Below are 20,445 nucleotides of genomic sequence, written 5' to 3'. Positions count from 1 at the left end.
GAGTCCGCCCCTCTGAAAACCCCACAAGACACACTCTGAGTATGATTACCCAGAGTGAAATCCGGCCCTGCCCTCAAGGGCTCAGGAGGGGCGGTGTGAGTCGGGCTGGTAGGTCTGGATGACGTTCTGCACGCGGTCGGTGACGGTGCGCAGGGCACTGGTGGCGGAGGTCGCGGCATCCAGCCGGCCCATTGTCTCCGTCATCATCGCGGACAGGTCATTCACCGCGCCGAAGAGCTGCGAGACGCCCGCCGACTGCTGTCCCACCGCCGCCGAGATGCGGCGCACGCTGTCGGTGCTGCTCTCCATCATCGAGGTGAGGCCTCGGAGGCTCTCGCCGGACGCTCGCACCGTCTCCAGGTCGAGCGCCATCCGCTCGGAGCCCCGCTTGCTCGCCGTCATCACCGCGTGGATGGACTTCATCGTGTCGTCGAGGATGACGCGCACCTCGCTCGTGGCCTGCTGAGACTGGCGCGCCAGCCGACGCATCTCCGAGGCGACCACGGCGAACCCCCTGCCCGTCTCTCCCGAGCGCGCCGCTTCAATCCCCGCGTTGAGGGCCACCATGTTCGACTGGTCCGCCAGGTCCTTCACGGTGGCGGCGATGGCCGTGAGGCGTCGGGCACGAGAGCCCAGTTCCTCCAGTTGCCCGGACAGCTCCGAGGCCTGGGAGCGGATGCCCTCCAGTCCGAGCATGCTCTTGCCAATCATCGACTGGGCCGAGCTTCCCGCATCGCCCGCCTGAGTCGTCGACGCGAGGATGGCCTGCGCCTGTCGCGACGTCTCCTCCGACGTGCGCTGAATCTCCGTCGCCGTCACCTGGGTCTCCGACAGCGCCTGCGCCTGTCGCGACAACATCCGGCGCTGGTCATCGGTGGTGATCGTCAGCGAGAGCATCGCCTCCGTCAGCTCCCGGGCGGAGTCGATCAACGGCTCCACCACCTTCGTCTGGAGCTGGGCCTGGGTCAGCTCCAGCCGGGCCTGTCGCGAGGCCAGCTCCCGCAAGTCCCGCCGTCCGCTCAGGCACGTCAGGATGAGGAACACGTTCTCGAACAGCACCCAGCCCGCGTGCTCCAGCGGGCGCCAGAGGCTCGCCAGGTCCGTGCCGAAGATGGACTGCGGCCAGAACAACCCGCGCGCCAGGTGGTCCACCACCACCACGCCCGAGTAGATGAGCAGCACTCGCACGTCCCGATAGACGGCCAGGAAGGCCAGCGAGCCGAAGATGTGGAAGTGCGTCTCGATGCGGCCATCGATGAGGTGGATCAACATCCCCGACATCAGCGCTTGCGCCACGGCGATGGAGACGCGCGTGGACTCGCCTCCGGGACGCAGAAGGATCATCGCCACGGGCAGGCTGGCCACCACGAAGCCGAGCCCGCCGGCCGCCCAGACATGGGGGTGCACTTCACTGGTGGTTCCCGCCCACGAGCGTGGCGACAAGATGAGCGCGGTGAGGAGTCCTCCCAACCACTGAAGTCCCATCACCACCGCGAACATGCGGTCCGTCCGGCGGTTGAGGGAGGATTGATGCTCGTCGAAGATCTCCGACGAGCGTCGCGCGAGGGCCGTCGCGTCGACCGAGTGGGTCATGAAGCAAGTCCAGGTGAGGTAAACAGGGTCGGCTGCTACCCAGGCTACCAATGACTCACCTGCTTCGGAACCACCGTCGAAAAATTACAGGCTTGCTACCCCTCTCGAACCGGCCACCCCGGGCGTCCTCCCAGCAAAGGCCCGGGGGACGCCGCACCGGGTTGGCTCAGGTCTGCAAGCGACGGGAGGCCTTCTTCTCGCGCTCGCCCAGCGCGGCCTGCAGGTACTTGCCCGCGAGCTTCCGGCCGATGAGCTCCTGGGCAATCTCCCCGGCCTCGACCAGCCGGTCCAGGTTGATGCCCGTGTCGACGCCCATGCCGTGGAACATGAAGACGGCGTCCTCGGTGGCCAGGTTGCCCGCGGCCCCGGGCGCATAGGGGCAACCTCCCAGCCCGCCGATGCTCGCGTCGAACGTCGTCACGCCCGCGGACAGGCCCACCAGCGAGTTGGCCAGCGCGGTGCCCCGGGTGTCGTGGAGGTGCAGCGCCAGCTTCTCCACCGGCAGGTGCTTGAGGAGCGCCTCGAGAATCTCCTCCGTCTGCCGGGGCGTGCCCACGCCAATCGTGTCGCCGAGGCTGAGCTGGTAGATGCCCGCGTCCACCAGGTACCGGCAGATGTCCACCACGCGCTCCACCGGGACATGGCCCTCGTAGGGGCAGCCCCACACGGTGGACAGGTAGCCGCGCACGCGCATCCCGGCCTGGAGCGCCGCGGACGTCACCTCGCGGGCCCCCGCCATGGCCTCGGCGATGCTCTTGTTGATGTTCTTCTTGGAGTGGGCCTCGGACGCGGAGATGAACACCGCGGCCTCCTGCAGCCCCGCATCCTTCGCGCGCTCCAGGCCCTTGAGGTTGGGCACCAGCGCGGAGAACACCACGCCCTCGCGCCGCCCCACCAGCCGCAGCAGCTCCTCTGCATCCGCGAGCTGGGGAATCCACTTGGGTGACACGAACGACGTCACCTCGATGCGCTTCTCGCCAGCCGTGACGAGGGCGTCGATGAGCCGCGCCTTGTCCTTCGTGGGCAGCGTGCGCAGCTCGTTCTGGAGTCCGTCCCGAGGGCCGACTTCGTACACGTCCACCCGCTGGGGCAACTGGCTCAGCAGGGTTCCACGCGCTCGTGAATTCTCAGCCATCTCGCGGCACCGCTCCCACAATCAGGTCGGCAGACAGATGCGTCAGCGGCTCGCCGTCGAGCCCGCCATGCACCCAGGCGATTGAAAACCCCGTGCTTTCCAACAGCCCGGCGAGATCCGCAAGGGGATAGTAACGGATGGCGTAGGACGCGGAGAGGACGCGCCCGTCCGGAAGCGTGAGCGTCCTGTGTCCCATGTCGCGTCCCGTCACCACGTCGAAGTGACTCTCCTCGTCCAGCACGCCACCGCCGGGAAGCCCGCGCTGGAACGCGGCGCCCGGTGACGCGGCCAGTCGCTCGTGGGGCACCGTCTGGAACACCAGTCGCCCTCCCCGTCTCATGGCTCGCGCCAGCTCCCGGAGGATGTGTACGTGCTCTTCGTCCGTGAAGGCGAACAGCGTGGAATACCACGCGTATGCACCGGACAGACTCCCCTCCCGAAAGGGCAAGGCCCTCAAGTCTCCACGCACCACGGGGAAGCCCGGGCGTCGCATCGCCAGCGAGAGCGCGTCCTTCTCCAATCCGATGACGCGGCCCGCCAAGGGACCCGAGGCATTGAGCCGCGCGGCATGGCGACCATGGCCGCAACCCAGGTCCACCACGGGCCCGGAGCCGGGTGTGTCGGCGAACACGCGCGCCAGGTAGTCGACCTCCCTCGCCGTGACGGACTCGGAGAGGAACGGCAACGTGCTGCGCAGGTACAGCTCGCCGAAGAAGTCCACGGACACACGCGGCGGCCGGGAAGTGCCGGGCCGCCCTCCTGCGAGGGGATGTAGCAACCCCGTCCGGGGCTCGCAACGCGCGGGGGCCCCGAGCCAGGGGGCATGACGCCGTCAGCGTCGAGGCGACAGCTTCGCGCGCAGGCGGCGCACCGCCTCGTCCAGCACCGCATCCGTCTTGCAGAACGCGAAGCGCGCGAGCCCGTGTCCCAGGTGCCGGTGCTCGGGCCCGTAGAAGACGCTCGGGGGGATGGCCGCGACGCCCACCTCGGACACCAGGTGACGGCAGAAGGCCACGTCGTCGGCGAAGCCGAAGCCGCGGATGTCCGCGAGGATGAAGTAGCTGCCGTCCGGTGTGTACGCCGGCAGTCCCGCCTCGCGCAGCCCGCCGAGCAGCCGCTCCCGTCTCGCCAGGTAGGCCGCCGCCAGCTCCGCGAAGTACGCATCCGGCAGGCGGAGCGCCGCCGCCATGGCCGCCTGGAAGGGAGACGCCGTCGCGAAGGTCACGAACTGGTGCGCCCGCTGAATCGCATCGCGCAGCGCGGGCGGCGCTATCACCCAGCCCACCTTCCAGCCCGTGAGGCTGAAGGCCTTTCCGCCGCTGCTCACCGTCACCGTCCGGTCCGCGAGCGACGGCACCGTGGCCGGCCGCACGTGGCGCGCCGGGGCGAAGGCGATGTGCTCATAGACTTCGTCGGACAGCACCTTCACGTCATGCTCGGCGCACAGCGCGCCGATGCGCTCCAGCTCCTCGCGGGTGAAGACCTTGCCCGTGGGATTGTGCGGCGTGTTGAGGATGAGCAGCCGCGTACGAGGACCGAAGGCCGCGCGCAGTTCGTCCCAGTCGAACCACCACTGTGCATGCGACGCGTCCGGGGGACGCAGGGGCACCCACCGCGCGGTGGCGCCGACGAAGGTGATGTTGGCGTCGTACGAGTCGTAGAACGGCTCGAAGGCCACCACCTCGTCGCCCGGGTCCACGAGCCCCAGAATCACGTCGAGGATGGCCTCGGTGGCGCCGCTCGTCACCGTCACCATGGTGTCCGGGTCCACCGCCTGGCCGTAGAAGCGCGCGGAGTGCTCGGCGATGGCCACGCGCAAGTCGCGGGCGCCCGTGCTCATGGCGTACTGGTTGACGCCGTCGCGGATGGCCTTCTGCGCGGCCTCCTTCACGGCGTCCGGCCCGTCGAAGTCGGGGAACCCCTGCCCCAGATTCACGGCGCCATGCTTCTGCGCCAGCGCGCTGAACTCCGAGAAGACGGTGGTGCCGAACCGGGACACGCGCTGCGACAACACGGGCCTGGACATGGGGGCTCCTGGCGGCCGGCGTCAGTCGCCGGACCGGGCTCAGGGGCGCAAGATAGCGTCGACCGGGACGGAACGCGCGGCCCTCTCGCTCTCGCGCTGACGGGCCGCTCGGGACAGGGCCGCGGACATGCCCACCACCACCATCACCAACGGCACCGCGCACAGCAGGTCCGTGGCGTAGTGGAAGCGCCCGGCCAGCGTCGCGACGATGAGGCCGATGCCCGGCAGCAACATCACCCAGAACAGCTTCCGGGAGAACCGCCACGAGTAGAACAGCACCACCAGCGTGGTGCCGGTGTGGCCCGACGGGAAGCAGTCCCGCCCGAACAGCGGCCGGCGCATGATGGAGTCCAGCATCGGCGTCAACGTGCCCTGCAGGGGCGCGGCGAACGAGTCGATGAGGAAGTAGCGCGGCCCCACCGCGGGCACCAGCGAGTACGCCGAGTAGTTGAAGATGAAGAGCAGGCCCAGGCCCAGCAGGTACTCGTCGAACTCCGCCGAGGCCCCGCGCGCGCGGCGATACAGGCCGATGCCCAGCACCAGCGGCCACACGAAGTGGCCGTAGTAGCAGAGCATCAACACGTCGTTGAGCCAGGGCGGCACCACGTGCGCGAGCACCACCGCCGCCTGGAACCCGAACATGCGCTGGTCCGCCGCCACGAGCTGCGCGTCGCGCAGGAACGGGTTGAGCGTGTCCACCACCGGCGACAGCCACGAGTGCGTCAGCACCGCCACGGGCAGCAGCCAGAAGTCCGCCATGACGGTCAGCCAGCGCTGGCGAGGGAACCAGGACTCCAGCGTCCGCAGCACCAGCGGACCGGCGGCCATGGAAGCAAACAGCCCCGCGTTGGGAATGGCCTGAGGCGCCCACCGGCCCGGCCCGAGCAGGACAAAGGCTCCGAGCGAGCACGCAACGACGATGATGATGTCCACCGGCCCCAGCCGGACCTGCGCATCACGAGGGCCATGGGCGGCGAAGGAGCCACGGAGGCTCTGGAAGGTCACGTGACTCACGCCGATTTCCGCTCCCCTGATGGCGCGGCGGCCTGGCCGGCCATGTCGAGCTCCAGACTCCGGACGACGGCGCCCTCTCGCCCGACCGAGCCCCCCCTCTCCTTCCAGCGCTCCAAGAGGGCGAGCAGCGCGGGAAAGAAGACCGTGGTCCCCAAAAAGGTGCACACGACCCCAAGTAGCGCAATCTGTCCGATGCTGCGCAGGCCCTGGTGGTTGGCCACGAGCAGCGCGCCATAGCCGGCCGCGTTCGACAGCGTGGCCACCACGGCCGCCAGCCCCGTGTGCCGCACCACCTTGCCGAGCGAGCCGGGGCCCTCCTCCTCGTACCGGTGATACAGGTGGATGGAGTTGTCCACGGCGATGGCCAGGAGATTCGGCAGCACCACGGCGTTGATGAAGTTGAGCTGCACGTCGAACAGGTACATGCCGCCCGCGAGGCACGTCATGCCCAGGAACAGCGGCCCCGTCACCAGGAGCGCGCGCTTCAGGCTGCGCAGGCTCAGCAGGATGACGAAGAACACCACCGCCGCCGCCGCGCCGAGGATGAGCGTGCCGTCGCCCTGCACCAGCGCGAAGATGCGCGCGGCGATGCGGTTGCTGTCCAGCACCGACATCTCCACGCCCCGCGCCGTCGCGCCCTCCACCACCTGGTCTATCTGCGCGGCCCAGCGCTTCAAGTCCGCCGTGTCGTAGTTGGACACCGAGGGGAACAAGAGCAGGAAGGTGCCCTGGCCATCCGTGGCCAGGAAGCGATGGCGCACCTCCGCCGGCAGCGAGTCCACGCCATACGGCTTCGCCTCCACCATCTGCTCGAAGTCCTTGAGGCGCGGGTCCTCGTGCGCCGCCTCGGGCAGTCCCTGGAGCAGCGTCCGGATGCCGGAGATCTCCTTCTGCCGGCGCTCCAGGTCTCCAGGCACCAGGTCGTTCAAAGACGTGGTGCGCAGGAACACGGAGTCGGCGCCGTTGCGCTGCTTCACCTCCGCGATGACCTCTTCCACCTTCGCCGCCTGGGCCAGGTCATCGACCAGGAAGATGGCCGGATTGAGCGGCTGCCCCAACTGCTCGGTGACGTGGTCATCCAGCCGCGAGGCCGGCGAGTCGCCCTTGAGCTTGCGCATGTCCGTCTCGAACCCCAGGCGCGGGGCGATGGAGACGGAGAACGCGGCGAAGCCCAACACCGCCAGGGCGATGAGCGCGATGACCGACGTGGGCCAACGCCGCCACTCGCGCGCCGGAGTGGAGGGGGCCACAGGCCCGGCCTGGACGACCTCCGCGGACACCGGCTCGCTGTCGTCCTTGCGCGCGGGGCGCAGCCGCTCCGCGATGGCCAGCAGCGACGGGCCCAGCGCATAGGCCGCGAGGACGGCGAGCAGCACGCCAAGGCCCGCCAGGAAGCCGAACTGGTTGAAGGCGTGGAACTGGGCCAGCAGCAGCACGAAGAAGGCCGCCGCGTTCGTCACCGCGGAGGTGAGCGCGCCGCTGGAGGTGCCGCGCACCGCCGTGGCCAGCGCGTCTCGCGCCGAGCGCGTCCGCCGCTCCTCCCAGTAGCGCATGCACAGGTGCACGCCGTACTCGATGCCCAGGCCGATGAGGATGGCGACCAGGAAGCCCGTCACCACGTTGAGGTGGCCGATGGCGAGCTGCGCGATGCCGAACGTCACCAGGAGGCCGACGACGACGGGCACTCCGACGACGGCCAGCGCGGCGATGCGCCGGGTGGCCAGCAGGATGAGACCTATCGCGATGAGCGCGGACAGCGTGCCGGCGCGCGACAAGTCGCCGCGCATCACCGCGTCCTCTTCGATGCGGTTCTGGAAGTTGCCCGTGGCCTCCAGCTTCACGGCCGGGAAGCGCTCCGAGGCCAGCGTCCGGCCGGTGCCCATGGCCAGCTCCACGAAGCGGCGCGCGAAGCTCAGGTCTCCCGCCGTCCCCATGGGCTTGAGCATGAGGTAGACCTCGGTGCCGTCCGCGTTGGCCAGGTACTCGTTCACCGGCGCGTTGGGCGAGTGCTTGCGGGCAATCTCCTCGAACGTGGGCGGCGGCGGCGTGGCACCCAGGTCGATGTAGAAGGGATTGGCCTGCTGCCGCTCGTAGCGCACCCGCGCCGCCAGCTCCGTGCGCAGCTCCGCCAGCTTCTCCGCGGGCAACAGCAGGAGCCCGTGACGACGGAAGAACTCCACGTCGTAGTCGTGCTCGACGTAGCGGACCTCCGGCAGCGCCTCCAGCCGCGATTTCAGCTCGCTCGCGTAGGCCTTCAGCCGCTCCGGCGTGTCTCCCTTCGCGACGATGACCAGGTACCCGTCCCCACCCGCCTTCTGCGACACGCGTGTCAGGTCCTGGACTTCACGGGCGCCCTGCGGGAGCAGCTCCACGAATGAGCCACGGAACTCCAACCGCGACGCCAGTGCCATACCGCCCGCCGCGAGCAATGCGCAGATCAGCAGCACGTACCAGGGCCGGGAGACCGCCGTCTGGATGAATCCCTCGAACCACCGTTGCCGCAGAGACCTGGACACCGTCCACTCCTCGATGAAGGCCGGGCATAGCAAATTCCCGGCCATTCTTGGCCCCCGCCAACAACGGGCGACGAGAAAGCCTTCCGCCCGTCAATCAGGGGCCGCCGGACGTGCGGCCGAGTACACCCGGCACTTTCCACTATCCACTGGAAGACGGTGTGAAGCGGCGGGGTGCCACCAAAGCGCGGGTGCTGTCAAGGCATGGGCCTCAAACGGACTCTCGCATGGGACTCAAGCGACAGTCCGCGCCTTGACACTGTCCCTCGGCCTCTTTATTCACCGCCCCGCGTCCCCCGAGGGAGGTCGACGGACGCAAGGTTGCCCCCGGCTCGGAATGAGCCCTGCATGGTGAGCGGCGACCGGAGTTCCGCATCCGCCTGACAGGCGAAAAACCCTCCCCCGACGCAGACATACAGAAAGACCACAGAACACCATGAGCGACGTCTTCGACAAGTGCAGCAATTGGAAGGACTACCGCATCGCGAAGGCCACCGGCCTCTACCCCTATTTCCGCGTCATCGAGGCGTCGCACGGCGCCACGGAGGTGGAGATCGAGGGCAAGCGGGTGATCATGGTCGGTTCCAACAACTACCTCGGCCTGTCGGCGGATCCGCGCGTCAAGGAAGCGGCGATCAAGGCGACGGAGAAGTTCGGTACGACGTGCTCGGGCTCGCGTCTGTTGAACGGCACGCTGGCGCTGCATGAGGAGCTGGAGGGACGGCTGGCGAAGTTCCTCAACCGCGAGTCGGCGCTGGTCATCTCCACGGGCTTCCAGACGAACCTGGCGCTGGCGTCGATCCTCGGCCGGCACGACATCGTCTTCAGCGACCGGCAGAACCACGCGTCGCTGGTGGACGGCATCCGCCTGTCCTTCGCCACCGAGCGCAAGTTCCGCCACAACGACATGGACCACCTGGAGCAGCTGTTGTCCCTGGCGGATCCGAACGCGGGGAAGATCATCATCACCGACGGCGTCTTCTCCATGGAGGGAGACGTCTGCAACCTGCCGCGCATCACCGAGCTGGCGAAGCAGTACAACGCCCGGGTGATGACGGATGACGCGCACGCGATGGGCGTGCTCGGTGAGAAGGGCCGGGGCACCTCGGAGTACTTCGGCCTGGAGAAGGAGACGGACCTCGTCATGGGGACGTTCTCCAAGAGCTTCGCGTCGCTGGGCGGCGTGCTCTCCGGTCCGTTCGACGTCATCAACTACATCCGCCACAAGTCCCGCTCGGTCATCTTCTCCGCGTCCATGACGCCCGCGTCCATCGCCTCGGCGCTCAAGGCGCTGGAGATCATCGAGGCGGAGCCGCAGCGTCGCGCGCGCCTGCTGGACATCGCGGAGAAGATGCACAACGGCTTCCGCGCCATGGGCTTCGACACCGGCGTGTCCGTGTCTCCCGTGGTTCCCGTGCACATCGGCGACCAGGTGAAGTGTTTCCGCTTCTGGCGGGCGCTGCACGAGGCGGGCGTCTTCGCCAACCCGGTGATTCCGCCGGCGGTGGAGGCGGGCCACGCGCTCATCCGCACCTCGTACATGGCCACGCACACTGACGCGCAGCTGGACCGGGTGCTGGACACCTTCGAGACCATCGGCCGCAAGCTGGGCGTGATTCCGGAGACGCGCCCCACGGTGTACGAGCCGGTGCAGATCGCCCGCCCGGGCACGTCCGTGCGCTCCAACAAGGCGAGCGAGAAGTGGGCGGCGGGCTCCGCCGGTCTGCTCGCGGACAAGGGCGGCATCACCCTGGAGCAGCTGCAGCGCATGTCGTCGCGCGAGGTGGCCGGGAAGATTTTCGACGCGGTGGAGCAGCTCACCTGGCGCGCGGCGAACCTCCAGCCGGAGGACCTGCGTCAGCTCCGCTCCGCGCCCATGAAGCTGTGGGAGAAGCGTGGCACGCTGCCCGGTCTCCTCCTGGAGAAGGGCGCGCACTTCTTCATGCGCAACGGCACCGACGGCAACCCCGCCGAGAGGTCCTGACCCAACATGGCCCTACCCGCCGAGCCGCCCGCGACGCAGCCCGCCCTCCCTCCCCTTCCCTCGGATGTCCTGGTGACGCCCGTGCGGGGGGCCACGGCGCGGATGACGTTCATCCGCTTCCCGGCCTCGCTGTACGCGGGTGATCCGAACTGGGTCCCGCCGCTGGAGATGGAGCGCAAGGACTTCCTGGACCCGAAGAAGAACCCCTTCTTCGAGTACGGCGAGGTGGAGCTGTTCCTCGCCCGGAGGGGCCAGGAGGTGGTGGGCCGCATCGCCGCCATCCGCAACCCGCGCCACCAGGAGATCCACGGCACCAAGGAGGGCTTCTTCGGCCTCTTCGAGTGCGTGAATGACGCGGGCGTCGCGCGGCTGCTGCTGGACGCGGCGGGGGCGTGGCTGAAGCAGCGCGGGCTGGACTCCATGCTCGGGCCGGCCAACTTCTCGTCCAACCAGGACTGGGGCCTGCTCATCAAGGGCCACGAGTCGCCGCCGGCCGTCATGATGCCGTACAACCCGCCCTACTACGCAGCGCTCATCGAGGCGTGCGGGCTGGTGAAGGCGAAAGACTTGTTCGCCTACGAGCTCTCAGCGTCCGCGGAGCCGCCGGAGAAGGTGGTGCGCATCGCGGAGAAGATGCGCCAGCGCGAGGGCATCACCGTGCGCGCGGTGAACCTCAAGGACTTCGCCAACGAGGTCGACCGCATCCGAGAGATCTACAACTCGGCCTGGGAGAAGAACTGGGGCTTCGTGCCCTTCACCGACAAGGAGTTCGACCACCTGGCCAAGGACATGAAGACCATCGTCCGGCCGGAGCTCGTCCTCATCGCCGAGGTGAAGGGCGAGCCGGTGGCCTTCTCCATGACGCTGCCCGACGCCAACCACGCGCTCAAGGCCGCCAACGGGCGCCTGACGACGTTCGGCCTGCCCATCGGCCTGGTGAAGCTGGCGCTCGCCTCGCGGAGCATTCGCCGCCTGCGCCTCATCACCCTCGGAATCAAGGAGGGCTACCGGCGCCGGGGGCTGGACGCCATCCTGTACCTGGACACGCTGCGCACCGCGCACCGTCTCGGGTATTCGGGTGGAGAGATCTCCTGGACGCTCGAGGACAATCACCTCGTCAACCGCGCCATCGAGTCGATGGGCGGCAAGCGCTCCAAGGCCTACCGCATCTACCAGCGCCCGCTGTAATCCTCCTGGAGTCTCCTCGTGCGCTTCCTCCTCACCGGTGGCACTGGCTTCATCGGCCAGCGGCTCGCGAGCCGCATTGTCGAGCGAGGTGACTCGCTCACGGCGCTCGTGCGCGCGAGCTCCCGTCGCGACGCGCTCGCGGCCCTTGGCGCCCGTTTCGCCGTGGGGGATTTGACGACGGGCGAGGGACTGACGGAGGCCGTGCGCGACGTCGACTGCGTCCTGCACCTGGCCGGCGTCACCAAGGCCCGCGAGCCCGCGGGCTACTTCGAGGGCAACGCGAATGGCACCCGCCGCGTCGCGGAGGCCATGGCGTCGCTGCCCCGCCCTCCCCGGCTCGTCTACTGCTCGTCGCTGGCCGCCGCGGGGCCGTCCACGCCGGAGCGTCCGCGCCGCGAGGAGGACCCTCCCGCGCCCGTCTCCATCTACGGTCGCAGCAAGCTGGGCGGCGAGGACGCCGTGCGCGAGCTGGCGGACCGGGTGCCCTCCGTCATCGTCCGGCCTCCCATGGTCTACGGCCCGGGCGACGTGGAGTTCATCCCCTCCGTGATTCCCATGGCGGAGCGAGGGCTGGCGCTCAAGAGCGGCTTCGGGCCCAAGCGCTACTCGCTCATCCACGTGGATGACCTGAACACCGCGCTGCTCGCGGCGGCCGAGCGAGGCCCCACGCTGGACAAGGCGGACCCGGCGCGCGGCGTGTACACGGTGTCCGACGGCGTCGAGTACACCTGGGAGGAGCTGTGCGCCGCGGTGGCCCTGGCCCTGGGACTCAAGGCGCCCACCGTGCTGCCGGTGCCCGACAGCGTGGGCTACATGATTGGCCTGGGCTCCGAAGTCATTGCCCGGCTGCGCGGAATCACCCCCATCCTCAACCGCGACAAGGTGCGGGAGATGACCTGCGCCGCGTGGACGTGCACCACCGAGCGCGCCTCCCGTGAGCTGGGCTTCCTCCCCACCATCTCCCTGGCCCAGGGCCTCGTCGGGACGCTCGCGTCGTACCAGCAGCTGGCGCGCACCTGAAAAGACGAAGGCCGAGGCCCCTCGCATGGGAGCCCCGGCCTTTGGCTGTCTCGGTGATGTGAAGACTGGCTCAGCTCACTTCGTCGGGCCCGCCGAGCCGCCCGTGGCCGAGCCCGCCGCACCGGAGGCGCCCTTCGCGGACTGCGCGGCGTTCTCCTTCTCCAGCTGCGCTCGCTTGGTCTTCAAGGTGGAGAGCAGGCCGTCGAACCCCTTGGTGCTCAGCAGCTTCTGGAACTGGCCCTTGTACGTATCCACGAGGGACACCTCGTCGGTGACGACGTCGTAGATGCGCCAGTCCCCCTTCGCGCCCGTCGTCTTGTAGAGGCGGTAGTCGACGGGAATCTGGTCCTTCTTGAGGGTGAGCGTCGTGTTGACGGTGGCCTCGGTGCCCTTGATGGACTCCTCGCCGTACTTCACGTCGGCCTGGGCTTGGCCAATGGCCTTCTGGGCGTAGGAGGCGCGCAGGAGCCCCGTCATCGTCTCGGAGAAGTCCTTGCGCTGGGCGGGCGTGAGCGTGGCCCACGTCTTGTCTCCGAGGGCGCGCTTCGCCAACTCCTGGAAGTCGACGAACTTCTCGACGACGGTGGCGAGGGATTCAACGGTGGCGCCGGGCGCGTTCGCGGCCTTCTGCACATCCGCGTTCCCGGACTTCACGACTGAGAGGGGACCAGGCGCCGCGGCAAGCAAGGTGGCGGCAAGCAGGGAAGCAATCATGGCTTTTCGACTCCGTGAAGGAGGACGGTACAGCGGACAGACGCGGCGCCCCGATTATTCACCCGGGGCGGGTGGCGTGCCCGTGACACGGGCGAGGGCCGCCATTCCCAACCGGACGTCGAACCAGCTCTTCGACCGGTCGCCTGTAACCTGCGCATAGGCCGTGAAGGCGTCCACCAAATCGCGCGTTTCTCCCGTTCCCAAATCGAAAGCGGCGAACGCGGCGGTGACCCAGCGACGCGCGCTCTTCTCCGCGTCCGTATAGGCCTTGGCGCGAGCCCACGCGGCCACCAGCTCGCCATGCACCTTGGTCACCTCCAGGCGGATGCCGGCGTGGATCTGCTTCTCCTGCGCGCGCAGCTTGTCGAGCTCCGCCCGGGCCTGATCCAACTGCGCGTCCTTGATGGGGATGTCGAACGTCCCGCGCACCACCAGGCCCAGGCCAGCGGTGCGATCATTGTACGGGTCATATGCGAACGGGCTTCGCTGCCGCGTGGCGCTGGTGGTGAAGCGCACATCGTAGAAGCCCGCCAGGCCCAGGTCCGGGAAGTACGCCCGTTCACGGATGAGCACTTCGGACTCGCGCGCAATGATTCCGGCGGCGATGGCGGTCAGCTCCGGCCGGTACTGCTCGGCCAGCGCCAGCGCGCGCTCCAGTGACGGGGGCTGAATCTCGGACTCGGGCGCCAGGTCCTCCTCCACGATGTCCACCGCCGCGCCCGGGGCCGCGTTGGCCAGCACGCCGATGGCCGCCATCGCGAGCGCGCGCCCCTGGATGGCGTTCGCCTTCTGCGCCTCCACAATCTGGCGGAAGAAGCGGACCTTGTACGTGTCCACCTGGGACACCTGGGGGGACTCCTCCTTCAGGAGCCCGGCGATGCGCTCGGCGGCGTCCTCCAGTCGCTTGGACACGTCCTCGAGCTGCTGCACGCCGGAGCGCGCGAGCTGGTAGCTGAAGTACGCCTGCGCGGCCTGGAAGCCCGCCTCGTCCCGGGCACGCTCACGCAGCGCCGCGCCGAGGATGGGGCCCTGCGCTCCGGCCTTCTCCAGCGCGGTCAGCTTGCCGAAGGTGAAGAGCGGCAGCACCGCGTTGCCGGAGGAGAACACGGTGATGCCGACCTTGCCGAAGTTGGTGTCGCCCTCCAGGGACGCCTCGGTGGTGGGGGGCCCGCCGAGGCCGTTGTTGCGCGCCTCGGGCACCGGGCCTCCCGCGCCCACGGAGATCTCGAACTTGGGGAACCACGCCCACCGCGCCTGCTTGTAGAGGGCCTCGAACTTGCGCAACTCCGCGCTCGCCTCCTCCACGCGGGAGTCCGTCGCGCGCGCACGCTCCACCAGCTGCGCCAGCGTCAGGGGCGCGGCCTTGGCGGGAGGTGCCTCCGAGTCCGGCACCTGCGCCACGTCGTCCTTGGCTTGCTGCGCTTCTGTCGCCGTCTCGCGCATGGGCGCCGGCGACACCGTGCGGCCACCCGAGGGGTTCGTCGAGGTGTCCACCGTCTCGGGAGCAATCGTCGGCGGCCCGGGCGGCAGGCTCGTTCCGCTTCCAGATCCTGTCGTCGGAGAGGGCCCTTGAGGCGCGGAGGTGCTCGGCGTGGTGGGGGCCGTGGTCCCCGTGCCGGGCGTGGGCGTGGGCGTCGAGCTTCCCGTCCCCGTTCCCGTCTGGCCGCTGGTTCCCGTTCCGGTTCCGGTTCCGGTGGTGCCGGGAGTCGAGCTTCCGGAGGTCCCCGTCGTTCCCGGCGTCGCGCCGCCGCCCTGCCCCGTGGAGCCTGGTGTGAACTGCGCGGCTGACAGCCCCGCCGCGAGCACCAGCGCCACTGTCACGCCTCGATCCAGGTGTCTGCGCATCGCTCGGCCTCTTGCCGGCCCCCATAACCGAGAAGCCCGCGACGTCGCAGCATCTTCCTTCGCCGACGCCCCGTCACCGCCCAACTTCGTCGGGTGGTGGGACTCCTCATCCACCTCATCACGTCGCGACATCGCCGGGACCTCGAACCAGGGCGGAAGGACTGCGCTGACCTGGGCGCTGGAGTGGATCCGAGGAGTCGTCGCGTGCGCACCGGAGGGCGTCCGCGAGACGGCTCGGCGCTGGACCGAGTGCACTCCCCCGCGCGACAAGCCCATCGGAAACGAAAAAGGCCCGCCAGGTTTCCCGGGCGGGCCTTCCTACTTCAGAGTGGAGCTAACCGGGATCGAACCGGTGACCTCTTGAATGCCATTCAAGCGCTCTCCCAGCTGAGCTATAGCCCCGTCTTTTGCTGCTGGCCGCCTTGGGTTGCGGCCCGACGTCGAAAGTGGGTGCCTTCTACCGTTTCTTGTTCCCAGGGCCAAGAACTGTTTGCGGCTTCGGTGCGTTTTTTCCAACCTTCAACCGCTCCGCGACCTCTTCGCCTTCCTTCAAAATATCGGTGAGCTCGCGAGCGTGCGCCTCGGCTGCCTGCTCGGCCGCTTCGATGGCCTTGAGCGCGGACGCGAAGCCCGCGGGGAGCTCCAGCCGGCCCTTCTGGATCTGCCGGTAGACCAGGTCGCCCAGCTCCTTGAGAGCCCGGTCCTTCTGGTCCTTCAACACGGTGGCCTTGGCGTTCGCGCGGGCCAGGTCGGTGTTGCGCTCCACCGCCTCGCGCAGCTGCGCCAGACGGGCCTGCGCCGCCTGGAAGGCCTCGTTGATCTGCTTCACCACCTCGGACTGCTTCGCGTCGGCCGCCACGTGGGTGACACCCCTTGAAGAACCAATGCTGGCGTAGCGTGTGGGCTCGTGGACTGTCAACCCTGCCCCGTCGTCCGGCGCAGCCTCGCGGCGAAGAACCCGCCCCCTGGCACCTTGGGCGGCAGGGACTTGAGGTAGGGCCCGTGGGCCGCCAGCGCGGCCCGTTCCGCTCCGAGCACGTCCGAGACAGGCTCCAGCGTGAACTCCGGGTGCTTCGCCAGGAAGCCCTCGACGACGGCCTCGTCCTCGTCCGGCAGCACCGAGCAGGTGGCGTAGACGATGAGCGCCCCGTGCTTCGCCTGGCGGGAGACCTCCTCCAGGAGCTCGGACTGCGTCGTCTGGTACTTCGCTATCTCCTGCGCGGTGAGCTTCCACTTCTGATCCGGCTCGCGCGCCAGCGAGCCCGTGCCGCTGCAGGGCGCGTCGATGAGCAGCACGTCCGCGTCGGACAGGGGCAAGGGATGCGGGAAGGCCACCTGCCTCAGCGAGAAGTGACGCACCCGCTCCCGGGCCTCGGCCAGCCGGCGTCGGGAGCGATCTCCCGCGAGCACCCGGCCCGAGGGCCCGACGAAGTCCGCCAACGCCAGCGTCTTGCCGCCCGCGCCCGCGCAGACATCCGCGACGGTGAGCCCCGTCAGCGAGCCGCCCACCGGACGGCAGACCTCCGAGATGAGCTGGCTGCCCACGTCCTGAACCTGAAGCCGCCCCGTCTTCATCATCCGCGTCTCGAAGACGCGATGGCTCGAATCCACCACGCGCACCGCGTCCGGCGCGGCGAGCACCGCCTCCGCGGCGACGCCCTCCTCCACCAGCGCCGCCAGCACCTCGTCCCGCGTGCCCGGGGGCCTGACGCGGAAGTGCAGGCCGGGCTCCTCGTCGAGCGAGGACAGCAGTCCCTCCAGCGTGACTTCGTCCGGATACGCCTGCGCCAGCTTCTGCACCAGCCAGTTGGGGAACGAGTACCGCATGGCGAGCCGCTCCACGTGGGAGTCCGGCAGCGGCGCCTCCGGCAGCGCTGACTCCACCACCTTCTGGAGCACCTCGTCCTTGAGGGTGCGCGGCCTCACCGGCCCGGGCAGCCGCACCTCGGGGCCGATGCGCGTCCAGCCCTCACCACAGAAGATGCGCCGCCACAGCACGTACCGCACCAGGGCCTGGTCCTCCGTCATCACCAGCTTTCCCGGCGGATGGCCCAGGAGCTTCGCCGCCAGGTCCAGGAGGCGCTGATGACGGGACAGCTCGCGCACGGCGAGCGCGGCGAAGCGCCGCTCCTGCCCCCCGAGCCCATCCGCGTCCCGCAGCGCATTGGCCAGCGCGGCCTTCAGCGGATCCCCCTGCAGCACGGCGATGTGCGCTTCCAGCGCCGCCGTCGCCGCCCTGCGCGAGGGACGACCGAGACGTGCCGCATCATGCGGAGTTGTAGGCCAAACAGTGTCCACGGGTGCCTACCTGCCCTTTCAACCGTCCAGGCCGAGCGTGATGACGAGACACCCGGTGGGCGTGCGCACCTCGGGCGTGTCGTCCGCACCCACGAAGAACGTCGCCGGGGCCACGAAGTGTGTCCCCTCGAACTCCAGCTCGCCCTCCAACAACAGGGCCGCCTCCCGCCCTCGGGCCCGGGCCGCCCACTCCCACTGGCTTTGCGCCGCCAGCCGCACCCAGATGGCGCCGCTCGCCCCACCTCCCGGCGAGGCCAGGTGCACTCCAGGCGAGCACTCCACCCAGTCGCCCTCCGAGGGAAGCTGCCCTCGCGAGGCCAGCTCCACGTTCCGGTGCACCGCCAGGAAGCGCTCCACCAGCCCGAGGATGTCCTCGATCTGGAAGGGCTTCACCAGCACGCCGTCCGGAACCCAGGGCCGCAGCGCCCGAGTCACCTCGTCTGGAGACGCGGCGCTGACGATGGCCACCGCCTGCCGCCCCTTCCGGGCCGCCTCCAGCACCGAGCGCCCGCCGGCCTCCCCGCCGCCGATGCGCAGGTCCGTCACGACGAGCTCGAAGCGCTCCTCGCCCAGGGCCGCCAGCGCGGCGCCCACGTCGCCCACCGAGCGCACCTCCGCCAGGTCGGAGATCAGCTCACCCATTCCTTCACGGAGGCTCGCGTCGTCCTCGACCAGCAGAACCTTCATCTCGGGGTATCTCCAACGCCCCTGACCGGAGCACGTCCTCCACGGTCCCAGGCGGGGGAACCGGCGGTGCCATGCCAGTCACCCACCCCTTTCGGGAAGTGGCCCTCCCCGGACTCGAACCGGGACGCGGGGTCAGCCGCAGCGGATTTTGAGTCCGCCTCGTCTACCAATTTCGACAGAGGGCCGTTTGTTACGGAAGCGGCCAGACGTATACCGCGACGGTCGCAAGGATGCATCCGAAGATTGCGGTGCCGGACGCACATCGCTATGAGGGGCCCCGCATGTACAACCTGCTCATCTCGCTGGCAGTGGGAATCGTGGTCGCGCTGCTGGTGAAGTTCGCCGGCTTCTCCATCTGGGCCGGCTTGGTGCCCGGCCTCATCGCCGCACTCGGCACCTTCGTCTTCCTCGCCCGGCGGGTCGCCACCCGCATCCAGGCCCTCATGACCACGGTGCAACAGGACCTCCAGTCCCAGCCCACCAGTCAGAAGGATGCCCAGGGCCGGGTCGACCGCGCGGTGAAGACGCTCGAGAAGGGGCTCGTCTACGACAAGTGGCAGTTCATGGTGGGTCCGGAGATTCACGCGCAGATTGGGATGCTGAAGTACATGGTGAAGGACCATGACGGGGCGCAGGCGGCCTTCAGCAAGGGCAGCTCCCGCAACTACATGGCGAAGGCCATGGAGGGCGCCCTGCGCTACCAGCGCAAGGACTTCACGGGGATGAAGGCCGCCTTCGAGTCCGCCACCAAGAGCGGGAAGAAGGAAGCCATCGTCTGGGCCGTCTATGCTTGGTGCCTCCTGCAGAACAAGGAGAAGGACGAGGCCCTCAAGGTGCTCGGCCGGGGCGTCGAAGAGAACCCCAAGGACGAGAAGCTCAAGGCCAGCCTCGCCCAGCTGCAGAATGACAAGCGGCTGAAGATGAAGCCCTACGAGCCCCTGTGGTGGCAGTTCGGGCTGGAGGCTCCGCCCGCGATGCCGCCCATGGGCGGTGGTGGACGCCGCATGCAGTTCGTTACCCGACGTTGATCCCAGGAGCGTGGAGGGCGTTCGCGCCCTCCTTCGCCGGGAATTCCTACCGCCTCTGTTGCCCTGACGCTGGAACGACTTCCGCTTCGCCTCTGTCGCGAGGAAGCGTTACCGCCGCAACCCCCTGAAATGACTCCAGGACGAGTGCCTGCTCCAAGGGCATGCGGCTTGCTCTTCGCCCACGCGCGCTGACGGGGCTGAACACCCGTGGGGCGCGTCAGTCGGGCTTGGCGGCCGGAGGTCTCGGGTGAAGGTTGCGGGTGGCGGTGGGTGCTCGCAGGACCGGGCGGTGGCGGGTGCGCACGAGGCGCATGGGCGGCGAGAGCACCTGGTGGGGCGTGGCGTCCGAGACCTCTGGACCGCGAGTCACCGGGAGATCAACGAAGCGGAGAGGTTCATGCAACGGCGAGGGCGCACCTCGGAGCGGTCCCTCCTGCTGGTCATCGAGGATGACGTGAGCGTGCTGGAGAGCTTGTCGGACCTGCTCGCCTCGCGCTTCGACGTCCTGGGCGCGGCCGATGCGGGCGAGGGGTTGGAGTTGGCGAGCGAACATCGTCCGGACCTGGTGCTGCTGGACAGATTCCTGCCCGGCGGGGATGGGCTGGCGGTGCTGGAGGCGCTCCAGAAGGACTCCCGCACGGAGTCCACGCCGGTCATCTTCCTGACCGGGGACGCGGACGAGGCCACCCTGGAGCGGTGCCTGGAGATGGGCGCGGTGGACTTCATCCACAAGCCGGCGAGCGCGAGGGAGCTGATGGCACGGATCGACCGGGCGCTGCGGCAGAGCGAACAGCAGCGGCGGCTCCAGATCCTCGCCCAGACGGATGCCCTCACGGGGCTGGCGAACTTCCGGGCGCTCACCATCCGGCTCGAAGAAGAGCTGCGCCGGGCGCAGCGCTACGGCTACCCGCTCAGCGTGGTGGTCATCGACCTGGACCACCTGAAGGCCATCAACGACGGGATGGGGCACGACGTGGGCAACCGGGCCATCCTCGCGCTGGCCAACCAGCTCAAGGGCAACCTGCGCGAGTCGGACTTCGCGGCGCGCTTCGGCGGCGACGAGTTCGTGGCGCTCCTGCCCCACCAGACGGCGCTGGAGGCGGCGGTGTTCGCCGAGCGCATCCGCACCGGGCTGCGTTCCGTCGGCGTGCAGAAGAGCGACGGCCGCCCTGCCTCCTTCGGGTTGAGCGTGAGCGTGGGCATCGCCGACCACACATTGGAGACACCCCGGGACGACACGGATGCGCTGATGAAGGCGGCGGATGCGGCCCTCTACGAGGCCAAGCGTGAAGGTCGGGACCGGGTCGTGGTGTTCGGCCGTCCGGTGCTCGAGCCGCCCGCGCAGAGACACTGAGCGCGGGACGCGACGAAGCAGGCGACGGTGGGAAGCTAGAGGGCGC

General features: G+C 69.0%; 16 protein-coding genes and 2 tRNA genes. 5 read left to right on the top strand and 13 right to left on the bottom strand.

Going from position 1 to position 20,445, the window contains the following annotated elements; genetic code table 11:
* Positions 1-81: 81 nt before the first annotated feature.
* The 6 genes from LZ199_RS03540 to LZ199_RS03515 all read right to left on the bottom strand — a co-directional run bounded on the left by LZ199_RS03540 (position 82) and on the right by LZ199_RS03515 (position 8,284).
* A complete protein-coding gene (locus LZ199_RS03540) occupies positions 82-1,593 on the bottom strand; it encodes a methyl-accepting chemotaxis protein (RefSeq protein ID WP_253992212.1) in 1,512 nt (503 codons plus the stop codon).
* A 166-nt stretch (positions 1,594-1,759) separates the two neighbouring features.
* On the bottom strand, positions 1,760-2,728 hold the full coding sequence (locus tag LZ199_RS03535; protein ID WP_253992211.1) for a hydroxymethylglutaryl-CoA lyase: 969 nt from the start codon (positions 2,726-2,728) through the stop codon (positions 1,760-1,762).
* Positions 2,721-3,449, bottom strand: coding sequence for a class I SAM-dependent methyltransferase (locus tag LZ199_RS03530; protein WP_253992210.1), 729 nt, complete (start codon positions 3,447-3,449; stop codon positions 2,721-2,723). Before LZ199_RS03530 ends, LZ199_RS03535 begins: the two co-directional genes overlap by 8 nt.
* A 111-nt stretch (positions 3,450-3,560) precedes the next feature.
* Positions 3,561-4,754, bottom strand: coding sequence for an aminotransferase class I/II-fold pyridoxal phosphate-dependent enzyme (locus LZ199_RS03525; RefSeq protein WP_253992209.1), 1,194 nt, complete (start codon positions 4,752-4,754; stop codon positions 3,561-3,563).
* Positions 4,755-4,793: 39 nt separating this feature from the next.
* A complete protein-coding gene (locus LZ199_RS03520; RefSeq protein WP_253992509.1) occupies positions 4,794-5,759 on the bottom strand; it encodes a phosphatase PAP2 family protein in 966 nt (321 codons plus the stop codon).
* Between the two features lie 5 nt (positions 5,760-5,764).
* Positions 5,765-8,284 carry an efflux RND transporter permease subunit gene (locus LZ199_RS03515; RefSeq protein ID WP_253992208.1) on the bottom strand — a complete coding sequence of 840 codons (2,520 nt, stop codon included), beginning with the start codon at positions 8,282-8,284 and terminating at the stop codon, positions 5,765-5,767.
* Positions 8,285-8,717: 433 nt separating this feature from the next.
* On the opposite strand from LZ199_RS03515, the gene LZ199_RS03510 reads away from it, so the two are divergent.
* From LZ199_RS03510 to LZ199_RS03500, 3 genes are read left to right on the top strand one after another with little or no spacing between them, the layout of a single operon-like run.
* Positions 8,718-10,265, top strand: coding sequence for an aminotransferase class I/II-fold pyridoxal phosphate-dependent enzyme (locus LZ199_RS03510; RefSeq protein WP_253992207.1), 1,548 nt, complete (start codon positions 8,718-8,720; stop codon positions 10,263-10,265).
* Between the two features lie 6 nt (positions 10,266-10,271).
* Positions 10,272-11,453 (top strand): N-acetyltransferase, encoded by a 1,182-nt coding sequence (locus tag LZ199_RS03505; protein WP_253992206.1) that lies wholly within the window; start codon positions 10,272-10,274, stop codon positions 11,451-11,453.
* An 18-nt stretch (positions 11,454-11,471) separates the two neighbouring features.
* Positions 11,472-12,473 (top strand): NAD-dependent epimerase/dehydratase family protein, encoded by a 1,002-nt coding sequence (locus tag LZ199_RS03500; RefSeq protein ID WP_253992205.1) that lies wholly within the window; start codon positions 11,472-11,474, stop codon positions 12,471-12,473.
* Positions 12,474-12,548: 75 nt separating this feature from the next.
* Here the strand turns inward: LZ199_RS03500 and LZ199_RS03495 are convergent, their stop codons facing one another.
* The 7 genes from LZ199_RS03495 to LZ199_RS03465 all read right to left on the bottom strand — a co-directional run bounded on the left by LZ199_RS03495 (position 12,549) and on the right by LZ199_RS03465 (position 18,202).
* On the bottom strand, positions 12,549-13,187 hold the full coding sequence (locus LZ199_RS03495; RefSeq protein WP_253992204.1) for an MlaC/ttg2D family ABC transporter substrate-binding protein: 639 nt from the start codon (positions 13,185-13,187) through the stop codon (positions 12,549-12,551).
* A 54-nt stretch (positions 13,188-13,241) separates the two neighbouring features.
* On the bottom strand, positions 13,242-15,032 hold the full coding sequence (locus LZ199_RS03490; protein ID WP_253992203.1) for a TolC family protein: 1,791 nt from the start codon (positions 15,030-15,032) through the stop codon (positions 13,242-13,244).
* Positions 15,033-15,361: 329 nt separating this feature from the next.
* Positions 15,362-15,434, bottom strand: a tRNA-Ala gene (locus LZ199_RS03485).
* Between the two features lie 55 nt (positions 15,435-15,489).
* The gene (locus LZ199_RS03480) at positions 15,490-15,891 is read right to left on the bottom strand and encodes a hypothetical protein (protein ID WP_253992202.1); all 402 of its coding nucleotides are present in this window, start codon (positions 15,889-15,891) and stop codon (positions 15,490-15,492) included.
* Between the two features lie 56 nt (positions 15,892-15,947).
* Positions 15,948-17,234, bottom strand: coding sequence for an RsmB/NOP family class I SAM-dependent RNA methyltransferase (locus LZ199_RS03475; protein ID WP_253992201.1), 1,287 nt, complete (start codon positions 17,232-17,234; stop codon positions 15,948-15,950).
* Positions 17,235-17,348: 114 nt separating this feature from the next.
* Positions 17,349-18,017 (bottom strand): response regulator, encoded by a 669-nt coding sequence (locus tag LZ199_RS03470; RefSeq protein ID WP_253992200.1) that lies wholly within the window; start codon positions 18,015-18,017, stop codon positions 17,349-17,351.
* Positions 18,018-18,116: 99 nt separating this feature from the next.
* Positions 18,117-18,202, bottom strand: a tRNA-Leu gene (locus LZ199_RS03465).
* Between the two features lie 96 nt (positions 18,203-18,298).
* On the opposite strand from LZ199_RS03465, the gene LZ199_RS03460 reads away from it, so the two are divergent.
* Both LZ199_RS03460 and LZ199_RS03455 read left to right on the top strand, forming a co-directional pair.
* Positions 18,299-19,045: a tetratricopeptide repeat protein gene (locus LZ199_RS03460; protein WP_253992508.1), complete on the top strand. Its 747-nt coding sequence runs from the start codon at positions 18,299-18,301 to the stop codon at positions 19,043-19,045.
* A gap of 397 nt (positions 19,046-19,442) precedes the next feature.
* Positions 19,443-20,399 (top strand): diguanylate cyclase, encoded by a 957-nt coding sequence (locus tag LZ199_RS03455; RefSeq protein WP_256568816.1) that lies wholly within the window; start codon positions 19,443-19,445, stop codon positions 20,397-20,399.
* Positions 20,400-20,445: the final 46 nt, after the last annotated feature.

Origin of the sequence: Myxococcus qinghaiensis, assembly GCF_024198215.1 — a bacterium.
GTDB lineage: Bacteria > Myxococcota > Myxococcia > Myxococcales > Myxococcaceae > Myxococcus > Myxococcus qinghaiensis.
Note: the sequence above shows the minus strand (reverse complement) of the source record. Positions and strands in the feature narration are given on the sequence as shown.